The 19923-nt window shown below is 69.9% G+C and carries 27 protein-coding genes and 1 pseudogene; 12 read left to right on the plus strand and 16 right to left on the minus strand.

Going from position 1 to position 19923, the window contains the following annotated elements:
* The first annotated feature begins 109 nt into the window (after positions 1-109).
* Positions 110-472, plus strand: coding sequence for a hypothetical protein (locus tag ACQEVM_RS37425; protein ID WP_433087021.1), 363 nt, complete (start codon positions 110-112; stop codon positions 470-472).
* Positions 473-861: 389 nt separating this feature from the next.
* Here ACQEVM_RS37425 and ACQEVM_RS37430 read toward each other — a convergent pair whose 3' ends face one another.
* A complete protein-coding gene (locus ACQEVM_RS37430) occupies positions 862-1071 on the minus strand; it encodes a hypothetical protein (protein WP_433087023.1) in 210 nt (69 codons plus the stop codon).
* 1053 nt (positions 1072-2124) lie between these two features.
* On the opposite strand from ACQEVM_RS37430, the gene ACQEVM_RS37435 reads away from it, so the two are divergent.
* From ACQEVM_RS37435 to ACQEVM_RS37450, 4 genes and pseudogenes are all read left to right on the plus strand, one after another.
* Positions 2125-2253, plus strand: coding sequence for a hypothetical protein (locus ACQEVM_RS37435; protein ID WP_433087009.1), 129 nt, complete (start codon positions 2125-2127; stop codon positions 2251-2253).
* A gap of 184 nt (positions 2254-2437) precedes the next feature.
* A pseudogene (locus ACQEVM_RS37440) lies at positions 2438-2683 on the plus strand (DUF6211 family protein); the annotation flags it as partial.
* Positions 2684-3066: 383 nt separating this feature from the next.
* Positions 3067-3336 carry a hypothetical protein gene (locus ACQEVM_RS37445; RefSeq protein WP_433087175.1) on the plus strand — a complete coding sequence of 90 codons (270 nt, stop codon included), beginning with the start codon at positions 3067-3069 and terminating at the stop codon, positions 3334-3336.
* A 281-nt stretch (positions 3337-3617) separates the two neighbouring features.
* Entirely contained in the window at positions 3618-3848 is a 231-nt protein-coding gene (locus tag ACQEVM_RS37450; RefSeq protein ID WP_433087025.1) for a hypothetical protein, read from the plus strand.
* A 209-nt stretch (positions 3849-4057) separates the two neighbouring features.
* Here ACQEVM_RS37450 and ACQEVM_RS37455 read toward each other — a convergent pair whose 3' ends face one another.
* A complete protein-coding gene (locus ACQEVM_RS37455) occupies positions 4058-4747 on the minus strand; it encodes a hypothetical protein (protein ID WP_433087027.1) in 690 nt (229 codons plus the stop codon).
* A 205-nt stretch (positions 4748-4952) separates the two neighbouring features.
* Between ACQEVM_RS37455 and ACQEVM_RS37460 the strand changes: the two genes are divergently transcribed.
* Positions 4953-5273, plus strand: coding sequence for a hypothetical protein (locus tag ACQEVM_RS37460; RefSeq protein ID WP_433087029.1), 321 nt, complete (start codon positions 4953-4955; stop codon positions 5271-5273).
* A 62-nt stretch (positions 5274-5335) separates the two neighbouring features.
* Here ACQEVM_RS37460 and ACQEVM_RS37465 read toward each other — a convergent pair whose 3' ends face one another.
* A complete protein-coding gene (locus ACQEVM_RS37465; protein WP_433087031.1) occupies positions 5336-5695 on the minus strand; it encodes a DUF6233 domain-containing protein in 360 nt (119 codons plus the stop codon).
* A 2-nt stretch (positions 5696-5697) separates the two neighbouring features.
* The gene (locus ACQEVM_RS37470) at positions 5698-6033 is read right to left on the minus strand and encodes a hypothetical protein (RefSeq protein ID WP_433087033.1); all 336 of its coding nucleotides are present in this window, start codon (positions 6031-6033) and stop codon (positions 5698-5700) included.
* 43 nt (positions 6034-6076) lie between these two features.
* Here ACQEVM_RS37470 and ACQEVM_RS37475 point away from each other — a divergent pair, with 43 nt between their 5' ends.
* The 3 genes from ACQEVM_RS37475 to ACQEVM_RS37485 all read left to right on the plus strand — a co-directional run bounded on the left by ACQEVM_RS37475 (position 6077) and on the right by ACQEVM_RS37485 (position 7415).
* Positions 6077-6403, plus strand: coding sequence for a hypothetical protein (locus tag ACQEVM_RS37475; RefSeq protein WP_433087035.1), 327 nt, complete (start codon positions 6077-6079; stop codon positions 6401-6403).
* 65 nt (positions 6404-6468) lie between these two features.
* Positions 6469-7083 carry a hypothetical protein gene (locus ACQEVM_RS37480; RefSeq protein ID WP_433087037.1) on the plus strand — a complete coding sequence of 205 codons (615 nt, stop codon included), beginning with the start codon at positions 6469-6471 and terminating at the stop codon, positions 7081-7083.
* Positions 7080-7415, plus strand: a complete 336-nt coding sequence (locus ACQEVM_RS37485; RefSeq protein ID WP_433086996.1) for a type II toxin-antitoxin system PemK/MazF family toxin — start codon at positions 7080-7082, stop codon at positions 7413-7415. Before ACQEVM_RS37480 ends, ACQEVM_RS37485 begins: the two co-directional genes overlap by 4 nt.
* A 24-nt stretch (positions 7416-7439) precedes the next feature.
* On the opposite strand, the gene ACQEVM_RS37490 is transcribed toward ACQEVM_RS37485, so the two are convergent.
* The 3 genes from ACQEVM_RS37490 to ACQEVM_RS37500 all read right to left on the minus strand — a co-directional run bounded on the left by ACQEVM_RS37490 (position 7440) and on the right by ACQEVM_RS37500 (position 9913).
* Entirely contained in the window at positions 7440-8057 is a 618-nt protein-coding gene (locus ACQEVM_RS37490) for a hypothetical protein (protein WP_433087039.1), read from the minus strand.
* Positions 8058-8481: 424 nt separating this feature from the next.
* Complete coding sequence (gene cyaB / locus ACQEVM_RS37495) at positions 8482-9042, minus strand: class IV adenylate cyclase (protein ID WP_433087041.1); 561 nt, start codon at positions 9040-9042, stop codon at positions 8482-8484.
* Between the two features lie 25 nt (positions 9043-9067).
* Positions 9068-9913 (minus strand): helix-turn-helix domain-containing protein, encoded by an 846-nt coding sequence (locus ACQEVM_RS37500; RefSeq protein ID WP_433087043.1) that lies wholly within the window; start codon positions 9911-9913, stop codon positions 9068-9070.
* 1040 nt (positions 9914-10953) lie between these two features.
* Here ACQEVM_RS37500 and ACQEVM_RS37505 point away from each other — a divergent pair.
* A complete protein-coding gene (locus tag ACQEVM_RS37505; protein ID WP_433087045.1) occupies positions 10954-11397 on the plus strand; it encodes a hypothetical protein in 444 nt (147 codons plus the stop codon).
* A 54-nt stretch (positions 11398-11451) separates the two neighbouring features.
* On the opposite strand, the gene ACQEVM_RS37510 is transcribed toward ACQEVM_RS37505, so the two are convergent.
* From ACQEVM_RS37510 to ACQEVM_RS37545, 8 genes are all read right to left on the minus strand, one after another.
* Entirely contained in the window at positions 11452-12648 is a 1197-nt protein-coding gene (locus ACQEVM_RS37510; RefSeq protein WP_433087047.1) for a radical SAM protein, read from the minus strand.
* 14 nt (positions 12649-12662) lie between these two features.
* A complete protein-coding gene (locus ACQEVM_RS37515; protein WP_433087049.1) occupies positions 12663-12983 on the minus strand; it encodes a hypothetical protein in 321 nt (106 codons plus the stop codon).
* Positions 12983-13390, minus strand: a complete 408-nt coding sequence (locus ACQEVM_RS37520) for a hypothetical protein (protein ID WP_433087051.1) — start codon at positions 13388-13390, stop codon at positions 12983-12985. The genes ACQEVM_RS37515 and ACQEVM_RS37520 overlap by 1 nt, the downstream gene beginning before the upstream one ends.
* Complete coding sequence (locus tag ACQEVM_RS37525; protein WP_433087053.1) at positions 13387-14265, minus strand: NAD(P)-binding domain-containing protein; 879 nt, start codon at positions 14263-14265, stop codon at positions 13387-13389. The genes ACQEVM_RS37520 and ACQEVM_RS37525 overlap by 4 nt, the downstream gene beginning before the upstream one ends.
* Positions 14262-15263 (minus strand): UDP-glucose 4-epimerase GalE, encoded by a 1002-nt coding sequence (gene galE, locus ACQEVM_RS37530; protein WP_433087054.1) that lies wholly within the window; start codon positions 15261-15263, stop codon positions 14262-14264. The genes ACQEVM_RS37525 and galE overlap by 4 nt, the downstream gene beginning before the upstream one ends.
* Before the next feature lie 66 nt (positions 15264-15329).
* A complete protein-coding gene (locus ACQEVM_RS37535; protein WP_433087056.1) occupies positions 15330-15953 on the minus strand; it encodes a hypothetical protein in 624 nt (207 codons plus the stop codon).
* 83 nt (positions 15954-16036) lie between these two features.
* Entirely contained in the window at positions 16037-16174 is a 138-nt protein-coding gene (locus ACQEVM_RS37540; RefSeq protein ID WP_433087058.1) for a hypothetical protein, read from the minus strand.
* 71 nt (positions 16175-16245) lie between these two features.
* Complete coding sequence (locus tag ACQEVM_RS37545; RefSeq protein WP_433087060.1) at positions 16246-16518, minus strand: hypothetical protein; 273 nt, start codon at positions 16516-16518, stop codon at positions 16246-16248.
* 498 nt (positions 16519-17016) lie between these two features.
* Here ACQEVM_RS37545 and ACQEVM_RS37550 point away from each other — a divergent pair, with 498 nt between their 5' ends.
* Positions 17017-17886 carry a helix-turn-helix domain-containing protein gene (locus ACQEVM_RS37550; RefSeq protein WP_433087062.1) on the plus strand — a complete coding sequence of 290 codons (870 nt, stop codon included), beginning with the start codon at positions 17017-17019 and terminating at the stop codon, positions 17884-17886.
* Positions 17883-18113 carry a DUF397 domain-containing protein gene (locus tag ACQEVM_RS37555; protein WP_433087064.1) on the plus strand — a complete coding sequence of 77 codons (231 nt, stop codon included), beginning with the start codon at positions 17883-17885 and terminating at the stop codon, positions 18111-18113. The genes ACQEVM_RS37550 and ACQEVM_RS37555 overlap by 4 nt, the downstream gene beginning before the upstream one ends.
* Before the next feature lie 745 nt (positions 18114-18858).
* Here ACQEVM_RS37555 and ACQEVM_RS37560 read toward each other — a convergent pair.
* A complete protein-coding gene (locus ACQEVM_RS37560; RefSeq protein ID WP_433087066.1) occupies positions 18859-19884 on the minus strand; it encodes an ATP-dependent DNA ligase in 1026 nt (341 codons plus the stop codon).
* Positions 19885-19923: the final 39 nt, after the last annotated feature.

The following is a 19923-nucleotide window of genomic DNA, read 5'->3' on the forward strand; positions in this document are numbered from 1 at the left end:
AGGTACTGCACCTCCGACCTGAAGACGGCCGTCGGACGCGGCTACGTCGACGAGGTCGGCGCCGAACTCCAGCTCGGACGCCCGCCCCGCGCCGGCTACGCCATGGGCATTGCGCGCCGAGGAGTCCGCCGCGCCGCGCGAAGAAGCCACCATCGAGCAACACCGGATGACCGGCAAGGGCACCCTGCGCACCGTCACCACATGGCTTCCGATTCACCAGCTCACCACCGAGCAGGTCTGGAAAATCCACCGCGACAACGCGATTCCCCACCACCAGGGCCTACGACCAGGGCACTGCGCCGCCTCAGCTGCCCGCGCCTGCCCCCTCGCCCACACCGACGACCTCATCCGCTCCGCCCAGCTCAACCCCGAAACTCTTCACCGAGTACGCCGACGCCCGAAACCGCCATGGGCCAGCCGTTCAAGACGAACATCACGCTCCGGGAAATCCTCGACCGCGCCCGGAAGCTGACCCACCCGCAGGCAAGCCGGCCGGTCCGGCGGGGGGCGCAGAAAGCCCGACCCCGCCGGACCGGCCCGCCCAGGCCTCGCAGGCAGGCCCACCCGCACCGACCTCACCCGCAGGAAAGGGCATGATCCACACCGAAGAACGTCCCGTCGCCGAGGACCCCCAGCCGCGGCCACGTACAGGCGTTCGCGTCGCCCGCACGGCCGCCGCGCTCGCCGAAGCCGCCGCCGACGAGGCGATGAACGCCGTCTGCCGGAGCCGATCCGGCAACACCCACCCACCTCGACCAGATCATGCACGCCGCCCACAAAGAAGCCTGCCAAGCAAGAAAGTTCGCCAACTGGACAGCCGAATGGGGAAAACGGCGACGTCGCCGACCACGTCGTCATCGGCTACGCCGGCGGCGCCGTCGACGCGGCGATCCGCGCGCGCAAGCCGCCGCCGGCGTCGAGGTGACCGCGGCCGCACTGCGCACCGAACTCGAACGGCCGTTGACCGCGCGGGAACTCGCCGAACGCGAGAACGAGCGCCGCCGCGCCGAAGCCCAGGAAGAGGCCGAGGCCCGCGCCGCGACCGGCATGGACCACGACAACCGCCGGCACGCCGAGAAACAACCGCTGGTTCGCCCAGGCCTACGTGCCCGAACTCGGCTGGACGGCCGGACACGTCCGAGTCCTGGAAGCCGCCACCGACGGGCGCCTGTACTGGCGGGATCGGCAAGCCTGGAGAGCACCCCGACCCGGGCAGTGGAGCGGCGGCCGCAAGATCAGCCGCGACCGAACCGAAGCCCTGTACGCCGCACGATTCCTCACCGCCGAACGACAGACCGACGGAACCCGCGTACTCACCCCCACCCCCATGGGCGCCGTCGCGCTGGAATACGCGCGGCTGCACCCCGCCGGCCTCCACAACAGCGACCGAGCCGCCTACGAAGCCCGCTACGCCCGCGTCGCCAAACGATACAAACGCCGCGACGACAAGAAAGCCGCCGCCCGCCGTCTGCCCCCACTCGACCCCTCCGCGATGCGCACCTACCGGCGGCCCGTCACCCTCGCCGAACAGGCAAACCACCGCGCGCAAGACCGCCGCGCAGCACGCGGCGACCGAGCAGTGGGACAACGAGGGCGGACACTGCCCCGACGTACCGGCCCCCGACCCACCACGATTCGCACCACCGACACCCGACGCACGACCACCAGCTCCGGCAGGGCCACGGAGCAGCCGGCCGACCAGGTCGACGCCGAGGCAACGGCCGTCGCGGAGCGGATCGCCGCGCTCCACCGCGCCCACCACCAGCAGTTGGAACTATGGCCCCGCGAGCTCCCTGGCCCCGGCCGCGTTCGCCAGCCCCGCCGCGCCCCCCGACCACCGATCTCCACCCGCTTCCCCCACCACACCCACACCCACGCCCCGCCACATGGATCTCGCCCCGCTCCACGCCACCCCCACAGGCCACGACACGCCCCCAACCACCGAACCGGACCCCACCCGCACCGCCGACACGAGCACCCGCACCCGCGACAACCCCCGAACCGCTAGCAACAATGCCGCATCAGTGCTTTAATAAACGTCGTTGCGAGGGGAGGGTTAAACCCCGACCGGCACCCGGGCGCGGCAGCGCTCGAAGCCCCTTCACACCCGCGAGGAGCCCAGCCATGCACCATGACCCCCGACACGGCCCCCGCGACGTCTCCGGCCGCGGAGCTCGCCGCCCGGGGCCCGCGGACCACACCGCCGCCCAGGCCCGCCGGCGCACCGACACCGGCCGGACCCGCAGGCGCTGACAGCCCGCCGCGGCCGTGCCCGAAGCCGGCCCGCGCCCGTTCCACAAACGAAAAGGTCGCGGCCCCGGGGAACCCCAGGGCCGCGACCGAAATCAAGCGCCCGGCGGCGCAATGGGCAAAAGGCCGCCGGGCAACGTCCCCTTCACACTGCGGAGCCTCACGGCACGCAGAAAGGACACCACCCATGGTAAACCCCCGCACCGACAACACTCCACAGCCCTACGACCACGTACACCTCCACCCCGACAACCGGCTCGGCGCCGACCCCCGCACCCCCTACCTGGTAGCCGACACCGAACCCCCCGGCACCTACACCCTGTGGCACCTCGCCGACCACCCCGAACACCACGACTGGGCCGCCGCCGTCCCCCTCGACGACATCGCCCTCGCCACCCGCGTCACCACCACCGACACCCGCACCTGGAACCCCACCCCTGACCCGCCACGCCCCGCCCCCGCCCCGGCACCGCCAGGAGAACCCCGCCATGACCGAGAACACCGAACCCCGACTGCTCACCCGCGAGGAACTCGCGGCCGCCCACGGCTACAACGTCCGTGCCCTGCAACGCCTGTGGGCCAACCGCGCCAACAACAACCACCCGCCCGCCCAGCGCCGAGGCAAGACCCTCGTATGGGACGCCGACGAATTCGAGGCATGGGACCGCCGGCGCCAGAACCTGATCGGCGGATCCGAGTTCGCCCGCATCCTGGGACTCAAAGACCACGGATGGATCAGCAGGGCCGCCGACGTACCGCCGCCCGGATTCCCCCACCCGCCGAGTGGGCCAACGCGGCCGAACGCTGGGGCCCCCTGTGGGACCGCGACGCCGCCCAGGCCTACGCCGACACCCGGCCCCCACCGAAACCCTGCGCGGCGCCGGCGCCGGCCGCCCCGCCGGAACCCGAGACGGCACCTCCTACTCCAACGACCCCCGCCTCACCGCCGCCCGCAAGATCATCGCCAAGCACCCCGACGAAAGCGCCATCCAGCACACCCGACGCCTCAACGAACAGCACCCCGGGACGTCCGCCGCCGTCTGGCGGAAAATCCTCCTCGCCGCCCGCGACCAGGAGCAGAAGTGACGGACCACCACGCCGGCCCCTGCCCCCGCTGCGCCCAACCCATCGGCGAACGCCCCGCCCACTCCCGCCTGCACACCCACCGCACCCAACCCATCTGCACCACCTGCGGAACCGACGAAGCCCACCGCGACACCACCGGCCTCGCCCCATCCCCCCGACCGACTGGCCCCTCACCACCCCCGACCACTGACCCCACCCCCGCGGCAGCACGAAACCACCAGCGAACGACACACAACGCGCCGCGAGCCGATCCCGGCCCGCGCACCAGCCCAGGAGCCACCGTGAGCGAGATCCTCGACGAGCAAGCCGCCCGCCACCAGGCCGGCAGCCGCCACCCGGGCGCCATCGGCTTCAAGCCCTTCACCGACCAGAGCGACACCCTCATCGGCTGGACCTACGCCACCGACTCCCGCCGCCGGCGCTACGGATGGATCCTCACCGACGGCCGCATCAGCCCCGCCACTGAGGACCACCGAAGCGGCGCCGAGGAGTACGGCCGCCGCAGTATCTGACACCCCCACGGGACACGATCCGACTCCCCGGGCAAGAACCGCTCAGCCCCCCCACGACGCCCGCACCCGGCCCGGGCCCCCAACGCCCGCACGACCCACGATCGCAGGGGCCAGGCCGAACCCGCCGCCACATCGGAAGCCACCCGCAGACACGACGAGGCCCCCACCATCCGCCCGGATGATGGGGGCCTCGCCACGTCACACGCCGATCACTCGTCGTCGGCGAACGGGAACTCCTCGACGATCGTCATCAACGCTTCCTCCCGGGTGCGCGGCACCCGGCTCAACTCATAGTCCTCACCGTCGTCGAGCCGGCGCACGCAATCATGCATCCACGACCGCCAACCGCCACCGTCCACGGAGTCGACCGACCCCACCAAGACGCCGTCCAGGGAGAGTTCCCACGTCGACAGCGAGACCCGCCACGCCTCGAACCCCCGCATCGTCAGACACGCCGGCGCCACCCCGCTCCCGTGCATCGACGGGTGGTACCCGTCCCAGTGAAAACGGACCACCGCGCGCGTCGCGATCTTGTGGAACGCCTGCGTGATCGCCGCCGCCCGCGACCGGCACCGCCACGTCACCTGACGCTCCGCCGCCGCCCCCTCGAACAACCCGACACAATCCCAGGCTTCACGCTCACACCCCGGCGACCGGGACAACAGATACCGGCGGCCGCCCCGCCAGAACAACCAACCCCCCTCATGCCGCCACAGACGAGGCTTGGAGGTGTCCCACCCGTCCACCTGCGGGTCGAGCGGCCACACCACATCCCGCGCCACCTCCCGCACCGGACCACCCCGGTCCAGCGCCACGCCCACCCCCGCCAGACGCCCCACACGATCCTCGACCACGTAGGCCACCGTCGCCGACACCGACCCACGCGGCAGACGAACCACCACACGATCATCCGGCCGAACATCCTCAAACCACCGCATAACCCGAAGACTCCTCGACATGAAGGGGGCCGACCGGACACAGCCCGATCGAGCGGATTGGGGGTTTGCCCTCCCCCGCACCAACACGTCAATTAAAGCACAGATGCGGCACACTTGCCGGCTGATTCGCGGCGCGATTCAATGAAACCCCCGAGCTTTGCCCAACATGGAGCTGATGACGGTCCCGCTCGGCACCGGCGACCAGGTCGCCGACATCCGCACGACCTGGGGAATGGACTTCCCGCCCGAACGCCGCTGGACCGACGGTTGGGGCGTCAGCGTCGAACTGCCCGCCGTCCTCGAACTGATCGACCCTGCCCGCGCCGGTGTGGTGAGCCTGGACAACGTCCGTGAACAGATGGCCGCCCGGCCGCGGCACGAGGCCGCCTCATGGATCGGCGAGCACACCGGCAGCCGAGGCGGCAAGCGATACCGCACCTGCAAGCTGTGCGAACCGGACCTGACCGGGCTCACCGACTGCACATGAGCAGGGACACCCCCGCCGACCGCCGAACACCCCGTCGCCCGGGCGCGGGTGCCGGGGTGTACTCAGGCGTCGAGAAGCCCCAGGGCCGAGTCCACCCGGCAGATCTCGCAGGCGCGCGCGATCGGGTCCCGCAGCGCCTCGACCGCCTGCGCGCGCGTGGCCGGGCGGGAGCGACCGGAGACCAGCGGGCAGTCACCGGTGTGGACGAGGACCGAGCGGCCGGCCGCGTCGATCCCGTACTCGATGACCCACTCCACCACCGGCGGCCGATACCGGGCCGCGTCCGCGCGCACCCGCTCCTCAGCCTCCACCGCGACGATCCGGGCACGAGTCTCATCGAGGAGGACCGACAGGAGCGTCTCCACCGTCCGCAGGCGCTCCAAGTCCGGCGGGAGCCACCTGGGCGTACCCGCCAGGTCCACGACTACGCCCCTTGGACCAGGTGGGCGCGCTTGAGACCCATCCGCGCCTCGACCACGTCCCCGCGCTCCAGCGTCGTCCAGTACGGATCGGTCAGCACCAGGCCGGCCAGCCGGCTCAGTCGACGCTCGAAGGCAGCCTTCCGTGCGCGCTGCTCCGACGTGTAGCCGGGACTGGCCTCGACGTCGCCGCGGTGGGAGTAGACACCCTCCCGCGCCTGCCAGCCCTCCAGCGGGTCCGCCGACCACGGCAGTGTCGCGCAGAGCTCCGCGTGCTGGGAACGGACGCGGTGTAGCTGCGCTTGCAGCGCGACAAGACGAGGGGGGTAGTCGATGGCCATACCGCAATCATACGCCTGTTCGATTTCGTGTTGTAATCAGGACATGGCCGAAACCTGGCTCTTCCCTGACGACCTGATCCACCTGAAACAGGAGAGCATCCGCACCTATAACGCGCTCAGCGCCACGCCGCTCCCGGACCCCGAGCGGGCCGAGCTCGACGAGCGGCTGTTCCGTCTCTCCATCCGGATCGGCGATCACCCCTACTGGCGGGAGCACCCCCACACCCCTGCGGCCCGCGTCGGGCTTCACCGGGCCGCCGTCGCCGCAGGCTGTGAGCCCTCCGTCGAGAAGCGCGTCGTCGACGGCCGCCTCATCACCCTTCCACCGGGTACCGGCACCGCATGGCAGTACCCGCCGGCCGAGCGGTGAGCGGCCCAGGGTCGAGGCCTGCGGCATGATCCCCCCGTGTTGGACAATCGTTGTACGCTCGAATCATGAGCGTGGGATTCCGGCCCACACCGGCCGACAACGAGATCATCCAGGCCCACAAACGGCCCGAGGAGTCCACTTCCGACGTCCTGCGCCGAGCCCTGCGCGCGCTCGACCGACAGAAGTGGGACGACCAGGCCCGCCAGGACATGGAACGCATCGCCGCCAGCGGCGAGAACCTCTCCGAGGACCCCGACGACTGGGGCTACGACGAAGACGGAGACCCGAGCGACCGTCACACCCACGAGCCTCACCCGCCGGTGTCGCCGCTGTCCCCGACCGACACGCCAGTGCTCCATCCCGTCGGGAGAATGTCGTTCTCCCTGGCCACATCCGATGTCGACTTTCTGGACACGGAACGGGGCGCATCCTTCTTCGCCCAGGCCGACGCTGTACTGAATACGGGCGATCAGGCACTTCTGATGAAGGCCAAACGCCTAGGGAGCCATCCCCACGCTGCCGCGCAGATCGCCGCCGACACACGGCTTCTGACCGCTTCCAGCCTGATGCAAGCGTGGGCCGACGCAAAGGCTCCAACCCGCCCCAGCCCGACAGGCGCCGTATCCTGGCGAATGGCCCATCTGCGCGCCATCGCCGCCCGCCGGGCGGACAAGCGGTGATCCGGGGGTCCGTCCACCGCGTCGATCTCGGCGACGCGAAGCGCGGTCATGAGCAGCGTGGCAAGCGGTACGGCATCGTCCTCAGCCAGAACCCCGAGTCGTGGTCGACCGTGGTCATCGTCCCCACCTCCACCAGCGCGCAGGATGCCGTCTTCCGGCCCCGCCTGCACATCGCCGGCCGCGACACCCTCGCCCTCACCGACCAGGTCCGCACCATCGACACCCGATACGTGATCGGGGAAGCCGTCGATCACCTGAACAAGACCGATCTGGCCCAGGTCGAATTCGCCCTCGCCCGCCTGTTACAGCTACGCCTCGAACTCGACTGGTAAACCCGTGCGCTGCGCTCGGTCGCGTCACCGCACGGTGGGGCAGTGCGCGCCGACCGCAGCGCACCGTGCCTCGAAGTCCGGGGGAAGCCACCCGCCGGAGGTCAACCGCGGGTGCGCCGGGAAGGTGGAGTGCGCGGCCAACGCGAACATCAGTGACGCCCATGGGGTGTGGAGCTGCACGGTTCTGTAACCGCCGGTGTGGGTGTCGTGGAACGAGCACTGGAACACGTCCGGGCCCGCCAGGTCCACGGAGGTCAGGCCCGACCAGTTCAGGTCCAGGTAGCCGCGCGCCTGTCCGAGGAAGGCGCGCCGGTTGGTGACGGTCAGCATGCCCTGACCATCCATGACCCAGCGAAGTTGAGCGTCGGCCCGTGCCTGGCTCTTGCGGTTGGCGTTGCCCAGGGCCGAGGCGGCCACGTTGAGGAGGACGAAGGCCGGGGATCCGAAGGCGACCGTGTTGTCATGTCGGTAGCTTCCGTTGCCCAACGCGCGCCAGGTATGGCGCGAGGCCGGGCCGACAGCGAGGGACAGTTCCCCGGGCACGAGAGGCGCCATCGTCGGTACCGGGGCCCGCTCGGAGAGCCGGCCCCGCATCAGGTCGTGCACCACGCGGACGCTGTGGAGCAGATGATCGTCAAGCACCGTCCAGACAGGCGCGGTCCGCCTCTCCACCGGCTTCACCGCATACGGGTTGTAATCCACCGCACCCCCACCGTCATAATCCGGGCGCCCAGCCTAACGATCACCCCACCCGGTCGGGCACGGAACAGACACACCGGCCGAGCCCCATCGGCACAGCAGGGACCCGAAGCCGCCCCAGCGTGTCTCTGGGGCGGCCGGCTGAACTCTCTTTTGGCGGACCCCCTGCGGAACGGTGTGCGCCAGCGGTAGCTTGGCCGTGTCCCCTTTCTGCGGGGTTCAGGCCGGCCCCGCCCCTTGGCCTAGTAACCAGGCGGGCCCGGCCACCACCGCCCCGGCCCATGGGCACGGCCACCGCACCCCGCGCGGCAACGCCGGCCGGCTCTCGCGGACCGCCCCGACGCCCGGACGAGCACGCCCCGGACGGTCAGGTTGTGCGTTGTGCGGTGCGGACGGCGTCGGTGTAGAGCTCTCGGGTCAGGTCCTCGGGTGTGATGCCGAGTTCGTCCAGGACCGCGCGGACGTCGTCCAGGGCCGCGGCCACGTCGTCCTCGCCCACGAGGGTCTCCAGCTCCAGGAACGTGCCCTCGATCTCCGGAACCCGCACGAGGGTGGCGAGCATCCTGCGGCCCCGGGCGTCGAAGCCGTAGTTCCGACAGTGTTTCTCGAAGGCGATCAGCGGGACGTAGCCCAGCCCGCGCAGCATCGCGTGCACCGCGTCCACGTCTTCGACCCGGGTTTCGTGCTCCGGCTTCGAACCGGACTCCTCATCGACCACGGCCCCCTTGAACGTCAACACGCTGCGGGTCTCGTCCGCGCCGTTCACAGTCCGCACCCGCAGTTCCTCGCCTCGCTCGTCCAAGGCGCGGGTGGGGGTGTCGAAGTAGGTGTCCACGTACACCTCCGCTTGGCCCGTCGCCCGCTCCTCCAGACGCCGAAGGACCGCTTCCGGCTCCTCGACGCGCGCTTTCAACTCCGCCTCGATCACGTGCCCGTCACCACTTCCCGCGTTCTCAGACCGTGCGCACCGCGTCGGCCACCATCGCCTCGACCATCCGCCGAAAACCCCGGTACAGGGGTCCGTGCGGTGTTTCCATCACCTTGTACGTCGCCGACTCGTGCCCTTCCCAGCCGGCGTCAAAAGCGCCGACGAACATGCAGTCGTCCGTTCGGATCACGCGCCAGGTCGGCAGCATCGCGTACCGGTAGACCTCGATGTCGCAGACCGTCGAAAGTTCCCGAAGGCGGGCTTCGGCCAGGCGAACGCCGGAGGCCAGCGACTCGACCGACTCGCCGATCTCAGCCGCCCGCCGCACCAGCGCCGGGCCCTCCGGATCCAACAGCAGCACCCGCACCCGCAGCCGGCCGTCGAGGCGGGCGAGATGGGAACGCAGCATGGAGTCGTTGAGGCCGATCAGGCCGAGGCCGCGCACGGCGAGGATGTCGAGTTCCTTCGCCGTACGGGTCCGCTGTTGGATCTCCTCGCGGGCGGAGGCCTGCGCGGAGTAGACGCGTGCGACCTCCGGGAAGGCCGCCAGGTCGAACGCGGCGTTTCCGGTGCGTTGTTCACGTCCGGCGGCCAGGCCAAGAAGGTGTCGGGTGTCGTCGGGCATGGTCAGGCCGTCGGCGATCCGCTCGTAGACGTCCAGGCGGGAGACCGCGCGGCGGCCGTTGATGATCTCGTTCACGCGGGCCTGCGTCATGCCGACCGCGGTGGCGAGCCGGGACTGGCTGGCCCCGCTGTAGCGCTGGACGTGGCGGAACACGGCGCCGATGTCGCGGGCGCGCAGCGCCTCGCGAACCTCGGGATGTTCCCAAGCCCGGTCCGCGAGGGTGATCGGTAAGAGGCCGCTTGTCACAGAGAGGTCTGCCTGTCATCCGCGAACGGGATGGGATCCATCCCACGGTGAGATTACCGTTCGGGTATCGCGCGGCGCGGGTGGTCGCCGGAAGCTGGCCCCATGGTGACGGCACGGCAGGTCAGGACGGATCCACAACGGCGAGAACACGAACGGTCGCCGGGGATACCGCGCCGGGCGTGCGCGTCACTTCGCGAGCGGGCGGGAACGATTCCGCGGTGAAGCCGACATCGGAGAGCCCACAGGGCCCCCAGGCCGTCGAGGGACAGTGGCCACCCCGCCCCGAGGGAGGGTGGTGCCAGTGGCACGACGGGCCGACCACGACCGAACTGGTGGCCTGTTGGGGCATGACGAGCTCAGGCCCGGACCAGCCGATCTACACGTGCGCGGACTGCCGCGTACGGCACAACCCGACGCCCGTGGGAGGGTGACCCGTGACCACGACGACGCTGCAATGCGCGGACACTCCCCTGCCCCCTGCCCAAGGGCTGCCCTGGAATGTCGCCATGGGCCGAGCCTGCGTCGCCTGCGGGAAGAAGCTCACCACCGGGGCCGTCTCGCGCGGCAAGGTCTCCGGCCGACAAGGAGTGCACAGCATCGACACCGAGGTATGGGCCTGCCCCCCAAGGCCCACGTCATGACAGCGCCCGCGACACCGCCCGGCACAAGCGAGAACCGGTCCCCCACCTGCCGCCATTGTGGAGCCGAGGCTTTGGCGATCGGCGGCCCCGGGGGCGGGGTCATCGTGCACGAAAGGTCCTGCCCCAACCGGCGCGAAGGCGAACCGGTCGCCCGCCCGCCCCGCACACCCTGAATCAACCAGCCCGCCCGTCACCGCGCCGCGCGCCGGATTCGACGGACCGGCTCGACCTGCGGCCGGCTCCGCATCCCCGGCGCATGTCGTGTGAATGACCCTTCCGGTCGCCCGTCGTTGTCACGGCAGACGATCACGGGAGGCCGATTCGATGCGCGAGACCAGGTCCAGGGCGAGGTACGCGGTTACGGCCGCGGTAACGGTGACCGCGGTCGCCGCGCTGGGGATGTCAGCACCGGCGCAGGCCGCCGAGGCGTGCAGGACAAGTTCGAAGAGCATCGACACCCCCACCTACAGCGGTCCCTGGCCCGACAACTGGAAGTTCACCGTGAAGGCCTGCGCGAAGCGCTCCGGCGGCCGGGTCGCCCACTGGGCCAAGGTGTCCTGGGACCTGCCCGCGAGCGTCTTCACCCCGGGCGGCATCTTCAACGCCCCTGGCACCGGCGTGAGCGTGACCGGGAAGCGGCCCGGCCGCGGGGCCGGTGTGACGCGGTGGACCGACCTGCGCGAGCGGCTCGACCGGGCCCGCGACGGGTCGGTGACCACCCCTACGTTCACGACCGGCCACGGCGCCGGTCAGGCCGTGACCACCGTGGTGGTGAAGCTCGATTGGAAGAACGACGGCAAAGCCCCCGTCCGATACGCCTTCACCACGTCGCCGAAGGTCTGACCCCGCGGGCACGTCGGCGCTCGCATGGGGTCAGACCTTCGGCGAGATCGTCCGTCAGTGTCCGGGTGTCACCGGTACTCCGCGCTGCATCGCTTCGAAGTCCAGGATGGGGTGTCGGGTGATGTCGGCGACGGTGTCAGTCAGAAGGTTGCCGATGATGAATTCCTCCTGCGGGCCCGATCCGAAGGTGACGACCGCGCCGTTGCTCTGGATCATCCAGTTCAGGAACTCTCGTTCCGTGGTCTCGGCGAAGATGATCTCTTTGTCCGGATGCCGTAGCCGTACCCGGTCGAGCGCCTCGCGGATCGCGTCGGCGTCGATGAACAGGGAGCGGGTCAGGGCTTGGGGAGCTCGGCGACCCCACCATTGGAAGACGACCCATTGACGCACGCACGCGTGCGACAACACGGTGTCGGCAATCGCGCCGAGGTCGGTGATGTTGGCCTTGGAGGCCACCGTGTGGACGCGGACGCGGTGAAAGCCCGCGTCGTCGCACAGGTGCAGGGACTCCCGAAACCGTGCCGGGAGGTCACGGTCGGCGCTGCGGCGGAAGGCTCGTTGTACCTGCGCGGTGGTGCCGTCCATGGGGAGGCGCAGGGATGCCAGTGATGCGAGTCGGTCGAGTTTTGGGGCGTCGAGGGTGTAGCCGGTGGTGTCGAGTGCGATGCGGAGCCCGGCGGTGGTGGCGTGGTCGATCACGTCGAAGATGGGGGGCCAGAGCAGGGGGTCCCCGCCGGCGATGACGAGGTCTGTGGTTCCGTGGTCGGCGAGTTTGTCGATGATGGTCTTGGCCTGTGATTCGGTGATCTGTCCTTGGACGAATGGGTTGTAGCAACCCTGGCAGGACATCGGGCACCGGTTGTTGATGGACCAGTTCACGCGGCGGACGACCCGGTCGTCGGCGGGGCGGGTGGCTCGGGTCTTGATGCCGGAGATCAGTTCCAGGAGCCGGCGGCCGCCGGGCAGGGTGGTGTCGGCGAGCAGGGTTTCGGCCCGCTTGACGGATGTCAGGTCCGCGTTGTTCTGGAGGAGGACGAACGCGAGCTGGTAGCGCAGTTCCTGACTGGACGGGTGTTGTTGTGCCAGTTCGGTTTCGATGCGGTGGGCCAGTTCGGTGAAGTGGGCGGCGTTGAAGTTGGCGGGTTCCAGCCGCTTCTGAAATTGGTCCGTGATGGATCCGGGATCCACGTCCCGGTCGTATCCGGGGCGCAGGGGGTGCGGCGGCAGGAGCTCGACGTTCGTGCGTGCCATGTGTGTCTCCTTGCTCAGTTGGGGAGGGCGGGGGTGACGGCCATGGCTGATTCGACGAACAGGAGTCCCTGGTTCTCGACGAAGACCAGGTCACGGACGATGCGGTGCACGTTTGGGCTGGTGGGGCCCGCGAAGTACGCGCCTGAGGAGCGAAGGGGGGTGAGGCGCTGTTCGGCGGTCAAGGTGCGCAGGGTCCGGTGCAGGTCGTCGAGGGCGTGGGGGATCGAGGGTGTGAGGCCTTCCAGGAGTGGGGCGAGGGCGGCGCGGGCCTTGCCGATGTTCGTCGCCGGGTCGTCGTGCGTGGCTTTGGCCAGGTAGTACGTCACGGGCTGCATCAGCCAGGGCAGACGCTCCGCGATGCTGGGGGCCGGGAAGTGGCGGGGGTGTGTGTCGCGACGTCGAGGGGGTCTGTGATCCAGGGGTCAGCGGGCATGCTGGTCACGTACCGGGCGTGGGGTGCGTCGAGGAACGCGGTCAGCAGGGTCACCGCGGCGGTGGCGACGATCTGGAAGCGGTCGGCGGTTTCGCGCAGGATGGGTTCGAGTTGCGTGCGGGCCGAGGCGACGTCGGTGGCGCGGCGCACGACGGGGATCAGGTCGAGGTCGGAGGTGATGGCGCCCTCGGGGTTGGTCCGGTAGTCGCCGCGCGCGAGTGAACCCGACAGTGCGATCGACATCCCGGACGTGGTCGACAGCGCGTCACGCAGGTGGGCGTGGAGGTCGGGGAGTTCGCTGGGCTTCATCGGGTGCCCCCGGTTTGGGCGACGGCGGTGAAGTCGGCGTAGGGGCCGTGTGTGTGCGCGGCCTGGTCGTATGCCTCGATCGCCGTTGTGATCAGGGAGTTGTCACCCAGGAGGTCTCTGGCGTGGTGGAGGTCTTTGAGCATGTGGCGGAGCGCGAAGTCGGGATCGTCGTAGTCGCCGGCCTCGACGCGTGAGAGCTTGGAGGCGGCGATGGTGGCCATCCATCCGTCGGTCGTGACGATCCGCGCGGCGGTGGCGTAGTCGTCTCCGAGGTGGAGCGGGAGTTGCCGGGCGAAGCTGAGGGTGTGGAGGATGGCGGCCCCCCACGCGTTGTAGATCAGCTTGAATCGGGCGGGATTCCCCGGTCGGCTGAAGGCGTAGCGGTGGTGGGTGAAGGCGCCGAGCGTGCGCGCGGTTCGAGGATCCTGGCGCGGTGTGTGGAGAAAGCCGGAGAGGGTGCCGGCGATGGCGCCGGGCCTGGATCCGGTAACGGGGCATTCCACCGGGATGCCGCCGTGGGCGTCGATGTGGGAGTGCCAGGCTTCGGCCCAGGCGGGACTGATCGTGGACAGCTCGATGCAGACGGGGCGGTGCTCGGTGACGGCCGCCGTGACGCGTTCGTGTTCCCAGAACGCGCGGCTCGGGCCGTCGTCCGCGAAGCAGCCCAGAACGATGTCCGGGCGCAGGTCCTCGATGCCGTCCGGGGCCAGGAGGCGGGTGCCGGCGGGGGCGCGGATCAGGTGCCGGCTGGTGATGGTCACAGCCGTGTCGGGCAGTTTCACCAGGTGCGGGATGATGCCGGCGGTGATGACGCCGTACCCGGCGACGAGGATGTTCGTCGCCGGGCGGGCGGCCCCTAAGAGGGGATTGTTCATACGTGACCTCCGTCTAGGACGTTGTCTCGGTGGGCGAACCAGGCGAGGGCATCGGAGATGCCTTGTTCGAGGGACAGGGCCGGCTTCCAGTCCAGGAGTTCGGCCGCGAGTGTGATGTCGGGGTAGGCGCCCGCGTTGTCACCCGGGCGTGCTCCGACGACCGTGGTCGCCAACGGTCGGCCGGTCACGTTCTCGAAGGCCTTGACCAGCTCGAAAACGGTCGTGCCGGTGCCGCTGCCCAGGTTGATGACGCGATAGGAGTCCGGGCCGGCGGGCGCGACCTGGTCGAAGCGGCGTACCGCGGCGATGTGCGCGCGGGCGAGGTCCCAGACGTGGACGTAGTCCCGGATGCCGGAGCCGTCCCGTGTCTGCCAGTCGACTCCGGTGATCGGGAACGGCTCGTCCGCGTGGTACTTGTCGATCATGACGCCCAAGGCGTGGCTGGGCTTGCGGACCTGAAGGCCGCTGCGCAGCTTGGGATCGGCTCCGATCGGGTTGAAGTAGCGCAGAGAGATCGCGCGGAGACCGGTTCCGCCGGTGATGTCTTCCAGGGCCTTTTCGAAGACGGCCTTCGTGTTGGCGTAGGGGCTCATCGGTTCCAGCGGCGCGGCTTCGGTGATTCCCTGGCCGGCGGCGTAGATCGCGGCAGAGGAGCTGAAGACGAATCGCTCGCACCCGTTGCGCAGGAGGTGCCCGATCAGGTCGAGGCCCTTGGACACGTTCACGGTGTAGTACCGCAGCGGTTCGGCGACGGATTCGGGAACCACGATCAGAGCGGCGCATCCGATCGTGGCTTCGATGTCGGGGTGGTCGGCGAATACCTGGTCGATGAGGTCTCCGTCACCGATGTCGCCCTGGTAGAAGTTCCGGCCGGTCACGAATTCCGGGCGGCCGGTGGCGAGGTTGTCGATGATGATCGGCTCGATGCCCTCGTCCAGGCAGGCCGACGCGATGGTGCTGCCGATGAAACCGGCGCCACCGGTGATCAGGACCTTCATGCGCACTCCCAAGTTCGTTGCGGCGCACGCGAGTTGTCGCGGCGCCGAATCTGACAGGCGCGCAGCCTAGCAGCGACTTGGTAGGTTCTGTGTCGGTTCGTGGTGGTTGGTCCGTGACCGGGGGGCGCGTCGGTAGAGGCACCAGACCATCGTTGGCGCGAAGGTCTCGCGGATGTCCAGGCCGGCCTGTCGGGCGACGTCCACGGACCCGATGCAGCCGTCGACTCGTCCGTCCGCCGCCATCCGGACCGCGATCGGCTTCGCGTCGACGTACTCGCGGGCGGCGTGGGGGGCGAGCCGGTCGGCGAACACCTGTGTCGCCGGGTGCAGTGCGATGGACCGGATGGCGCGAACGTCGAGGGCGCGGCCGTTGGTCGCCAGGCACATTTCCTTGGTCGGGCTCTGCCAGACGTGCACCAGTTCCATGCGGCCGAGGTTGCGGAAATGCACGTCGACCCAGCAGTCCGTCACCGTCCCCGACGCTCCGGCCCGTTCGACGAAGCCGGCCGCGACGAGGGCATGGATGCCGCGCTCGTACGCGACTTCCATGGCGGCGTTGAACGAAGGAGACAGAGTCACGTTCTCGAAGCACCGCGTCGCCTCAGCGTGGGCGTCCGTCCCCTCCGGCCCCAGCGTGGCCACGACGGTGCGCTCCGGATCGAGCGGGACAAGCGGGGAGTACTGGGACACGTGGATTTTCCCTTCTGGGGGCTTCGCCGGGGCGGTGGGAAAGTGCGTGGCGGTCCGGGCCGCCCTTCCCGGGCGTCGGGGCTTCAGCGGAGTGGGTCGGGATCGGGGACGTCCGCACCGGCGATCGGGGCGGGTTCGGCCCTCGGGGTGGCGTCGGCGGTCATCGTGAGCACGGAGGACCAGGCGATGAGCGCCAGGCCCACCGCGTTCGCGGCGACCATGAGCGCGCCGGGAAGGATTTCTTCCGAGCCCCGATGGCGGCCGACCCCGCGACGGGGTAACTCGGGGGCCCTCATGAGGTCCGCCGCGGTGTGTGGGTGGTTCGCTTCATGCAAAGGCGCCGCTCCGTGCCGTCGGGGAGGCGTACCCAGAGATAGGCGGCATCGGCGTCGACGCCTGCCCAGCCGCTCCCGATCTGTACGACTTCCCCTTGGTGGAGTTCGCTCTGTTCGCGGGTGCCGTCCGTGGGACGGGTCCAGCCCTCCACCCAGTCGCCGACGGAGAACTTGGACGGCAGTGACCGGGCCGGTTCAGCGGCGCTCCGGCCCGTGCGCTGCCGGCTCACCGCGACGTTCCCACGGGGATCGGAGCGGTGAAGGGGGTCGGGTCCTGGGGGAAGGAGGTCCGGCCGCGGGGACGGGGGTTCTCAATGTGGTCGCGGACGAACGAAACCGCGAGGGAAAGGGGTTTCCTCCGGTGTCCGCCGCTGGTGGTCGTGATGCTCGGGCGCGTCTTCATAGTCGGCCTCTGCGTGCTCGCGTCGTATGGGAGTGAGATCGACTCGCCGGCCCCGGCAGGGGGCGAGAAGGCAAGTCGTCCTCGGGAGGGCATGGCGGGGCATCGCGAAGTAATCGCGACTTGACGCACAGTCACGTCGTCCTCCGGGAGCTAGCATGCTCGTTTTGACGGTCACAGCGCAATATGTTGGAGGAGATCTCAAAAGATGCGAACTACCGTGCGCATATGACGAGTTGGAACGCCGACACGTCGGCCTGCACCAATGGCGAACCGGGTTACGCCAATGACGTATCGCCACGCGCCAACGCCGTGCCACACTGCGCCCATGACGCAGACACGTGCGACACCGACCGTGAAGAGACGGCGCGTCGGCGCTCAACTGCGCCGCTATCGCGAGGCCGTGGACATGAAGACGGGCGACGCGGCGAAGGCGATGGGCTGGGACAACGCCCGGATGAGCCGCACCGAACGCGGACTGCAACGGGTCAGCGGCGACGAGGTCCGCGCGTTGGGCAAGGTGTACGGGGTGGACGACGAAGCCGCGCTCGCGGAGATCGCCCGCGTCGCCGAAGAGCCCCCGGACATCGGATGGTGGATGCCCTACCGGGGACTGATGACGCAGGAGTACATCGACTTCATCACCCTTGAGTCCGAGGCCGAGACCATCCGCATCTGGCACGCCGGTCTGGTCGGCGGCCTACTCCAGACCCCGGCCTACGCCCGCGAGATCGCCGCGACGTCGGTGACGCCCATGTCTCTTGAGATGTCCGAGCGACTGGTGGCCGCGCGCATGGCCCGCCAAGAGGTGTTCAGCCGGCCGGGAAAGCCCGTGCACTACTCCGCTCTCGTCCCCGAAGCGGCCTTCCACCAGCGATTCGTTTCCGGACCCTCCGTCCTGCGCGACCAACTGACCCGCCTGCTCGACGCTTCCGAGGCTCCTCACATCAGTATCCGCGTCGTGCCCCTCACCGCTCTTCCGCACCCCGGCACCGGCGGGAACTTCACCCTGCTCACGTTCGGGCACCCGTGGAACCCCGTCGTCTCCGTGGACCACAACCGCGGCGGCAGCACGCTGGAGGACCCGGCGGAAGTCGCCGTGTTCGAAGCCATGTACGACCGGATCGAGGACGCGGCGTACGCCGAGGACGCGTCCCGGGACGTCATCACCACCTACCTGAAAGGAACCCGCACGTGAGCACCAGCCACCAGCGCGAAGGCACCGAGGCCGCCACGGCTTCACTCGGCTGGTACAAGTCCAGTCACAGCAGCGGCGACAGCGGCCAGTGTCTGGAGGTGGCACCCACCCCGGGAGCCCTGTACGTCCGCGACTCCAAGGCCTGCGGGCGCGGGCCGGTACTGCGCTTCCCGGTCACCGCCTGGACCTCCTTCATCACTGACGTCAGGAACGACGGGGCCATCTGATCTCAGATCTCTCCGCCAGACCCGCCCGCTGACCATCGCGGATCCCCTGCGCACCCGGCCCCCTGTGTGTCTGATGCAGGGGGCCGCGTGGTTCCCCCAGGGCGCCCCAACGGTGGGTGGCGTAGCGGATGCGGCCGACGGCACGTTTCTCGCTCGGCGCACCGCACCGCCTGCCACCTCACTGCGGCTCTCACCCTCGCGCAGGTTCTGGAACTCGCGTATCTCGTTGCGTTCGCACGCTTCGGGCGTGGCACATGACCCTGCCTGCCACCACTTGGGACAGCCTGATCCCATGGGCGCTGCAAGCCGGCGTGACCAAGCCGACCGTCAGAGGAGCGGGGACCTTGGTGTTGGCGTTGAAGACGAGCGGGACCGACCGCCTACCGGCATCCGAATTCGGCCATACACGGGGGGTGCCATTCAGGCCACCATGGGCGTAGCGTGTGCCGTCCTGGAGGGGTACCAGTGCCTCCCACCCAACCGCACTGGCCACCCGAGCCCCGCCGCAACCCCCGTGCGGCGGGGCTCTTCTCCTCGGTTCGAGTGGATGGGGCCGGGCTGGCGGGCTGCACTCGTGGCCCTCGTCAGAGCCTGGACGCCGGTTGGGCCGTGACCACCCCCGAGCAGACCAGGGAAGCGCCGTGTTTTGGTGCTGGTTGCCCCGGGACCGACCCCATCAGCCAGGACTCTAAGCGGCGGGTCTGACATCGAGACGGGCTGTGAGGAATCTCAGCGTCGGTGGGCCTCACCCCGCGGCGGTGTTCGGTCCGACGCCGAACCGGGGGACGTCCTCCACCGTGACGTCCGTGCGCAGCCGTTTGAATCGCAGGGGGTGGCGGAAGACGCCGCCGCGGTCGATGGCCCGATCAGCGCTGACCTCCGCCACCAGGTCCGGGCGGACGAGGATCGCGTCCAGCACGTCCCGGGACCCCCACGCGGAGGCGAAGCCAACCCCCGTCCACGGGTGTCCGGGTGCGGCCGCGGCCAGGTGTTCGCCGACCAGGCGGGACGCGTCCGGGCGCAGGGGCACCGTGCGGCCGACCGCGCGCAGCCGGCCTGCCAGGTCGTGGCGGCCGAGGACGAGGAGCTGCGGGCGGGCGAGAGTTCCGGTCACGGCGCCGATGACGGCTTCGGTGGTGTCTCTTCGGCGGATCTTGTACCAGGCTCTGGCGGCTTGGGTGTAGCGCTGGTTCATGCCTTTGACGACCAGGCCCTCGACGCCGCTGACGTCGGTCCAGGACTCCAGCCATTCCCGGGCGGTGGCCAGGTCGGTCGTCATGGGGCACAGCGTCCACGGCGCCGAGAGCCCGTGGTCGGCGAAGAGGTCCTCCAGCAGTGCGCGCCGCTCGACGTAGGGACGGTTGACGGTCTCTTCGCCGCCCGTCTGGAGGATGTCGAAGGCGACGAAGTAGGCGGGCCAGCGGGCCGCCAGGGTCGGGGCGTTGCGGCCGCGGACGGCGGCGCGGCGTTGCAGGGCCTCGAAGGACAGCCGGCCCTCCTCGGGGTCCCAGACGAGTAGTTCGCCGTCGAGGACCAGGCCGTCGGGCAGTTGCTGTTCGGCGGCCGCGACGAGGTCGGGAAATCGGTCCTGGATCAGGGCGCCGCGCCGGGACTGCACCAGCACCCGCCCGCCGGGCCCGGCCGGGGTGAACAACAGCGCCCGGAATCCGTCGAACTTCTGCTCGAAGGCCGGCGGTCCGAGCACGCCGGGGCCCGGCACCGACTCCGCGGCCTGCGCGAGCATCGGCTGTACCGGCGGTCGCAACGTCACCCGACTGTCTCCTCAGCGGTCGTCTGTCGCCCCCTTCCA

Source organism: Streptomyces sp. CA-243310 (assembly GCF_050936775.1).
Lineage (GTDB): Bacteria > Actinomycetota > Actinomycetes > Streptomycetales > Streptomycetaceae > Streptomyces.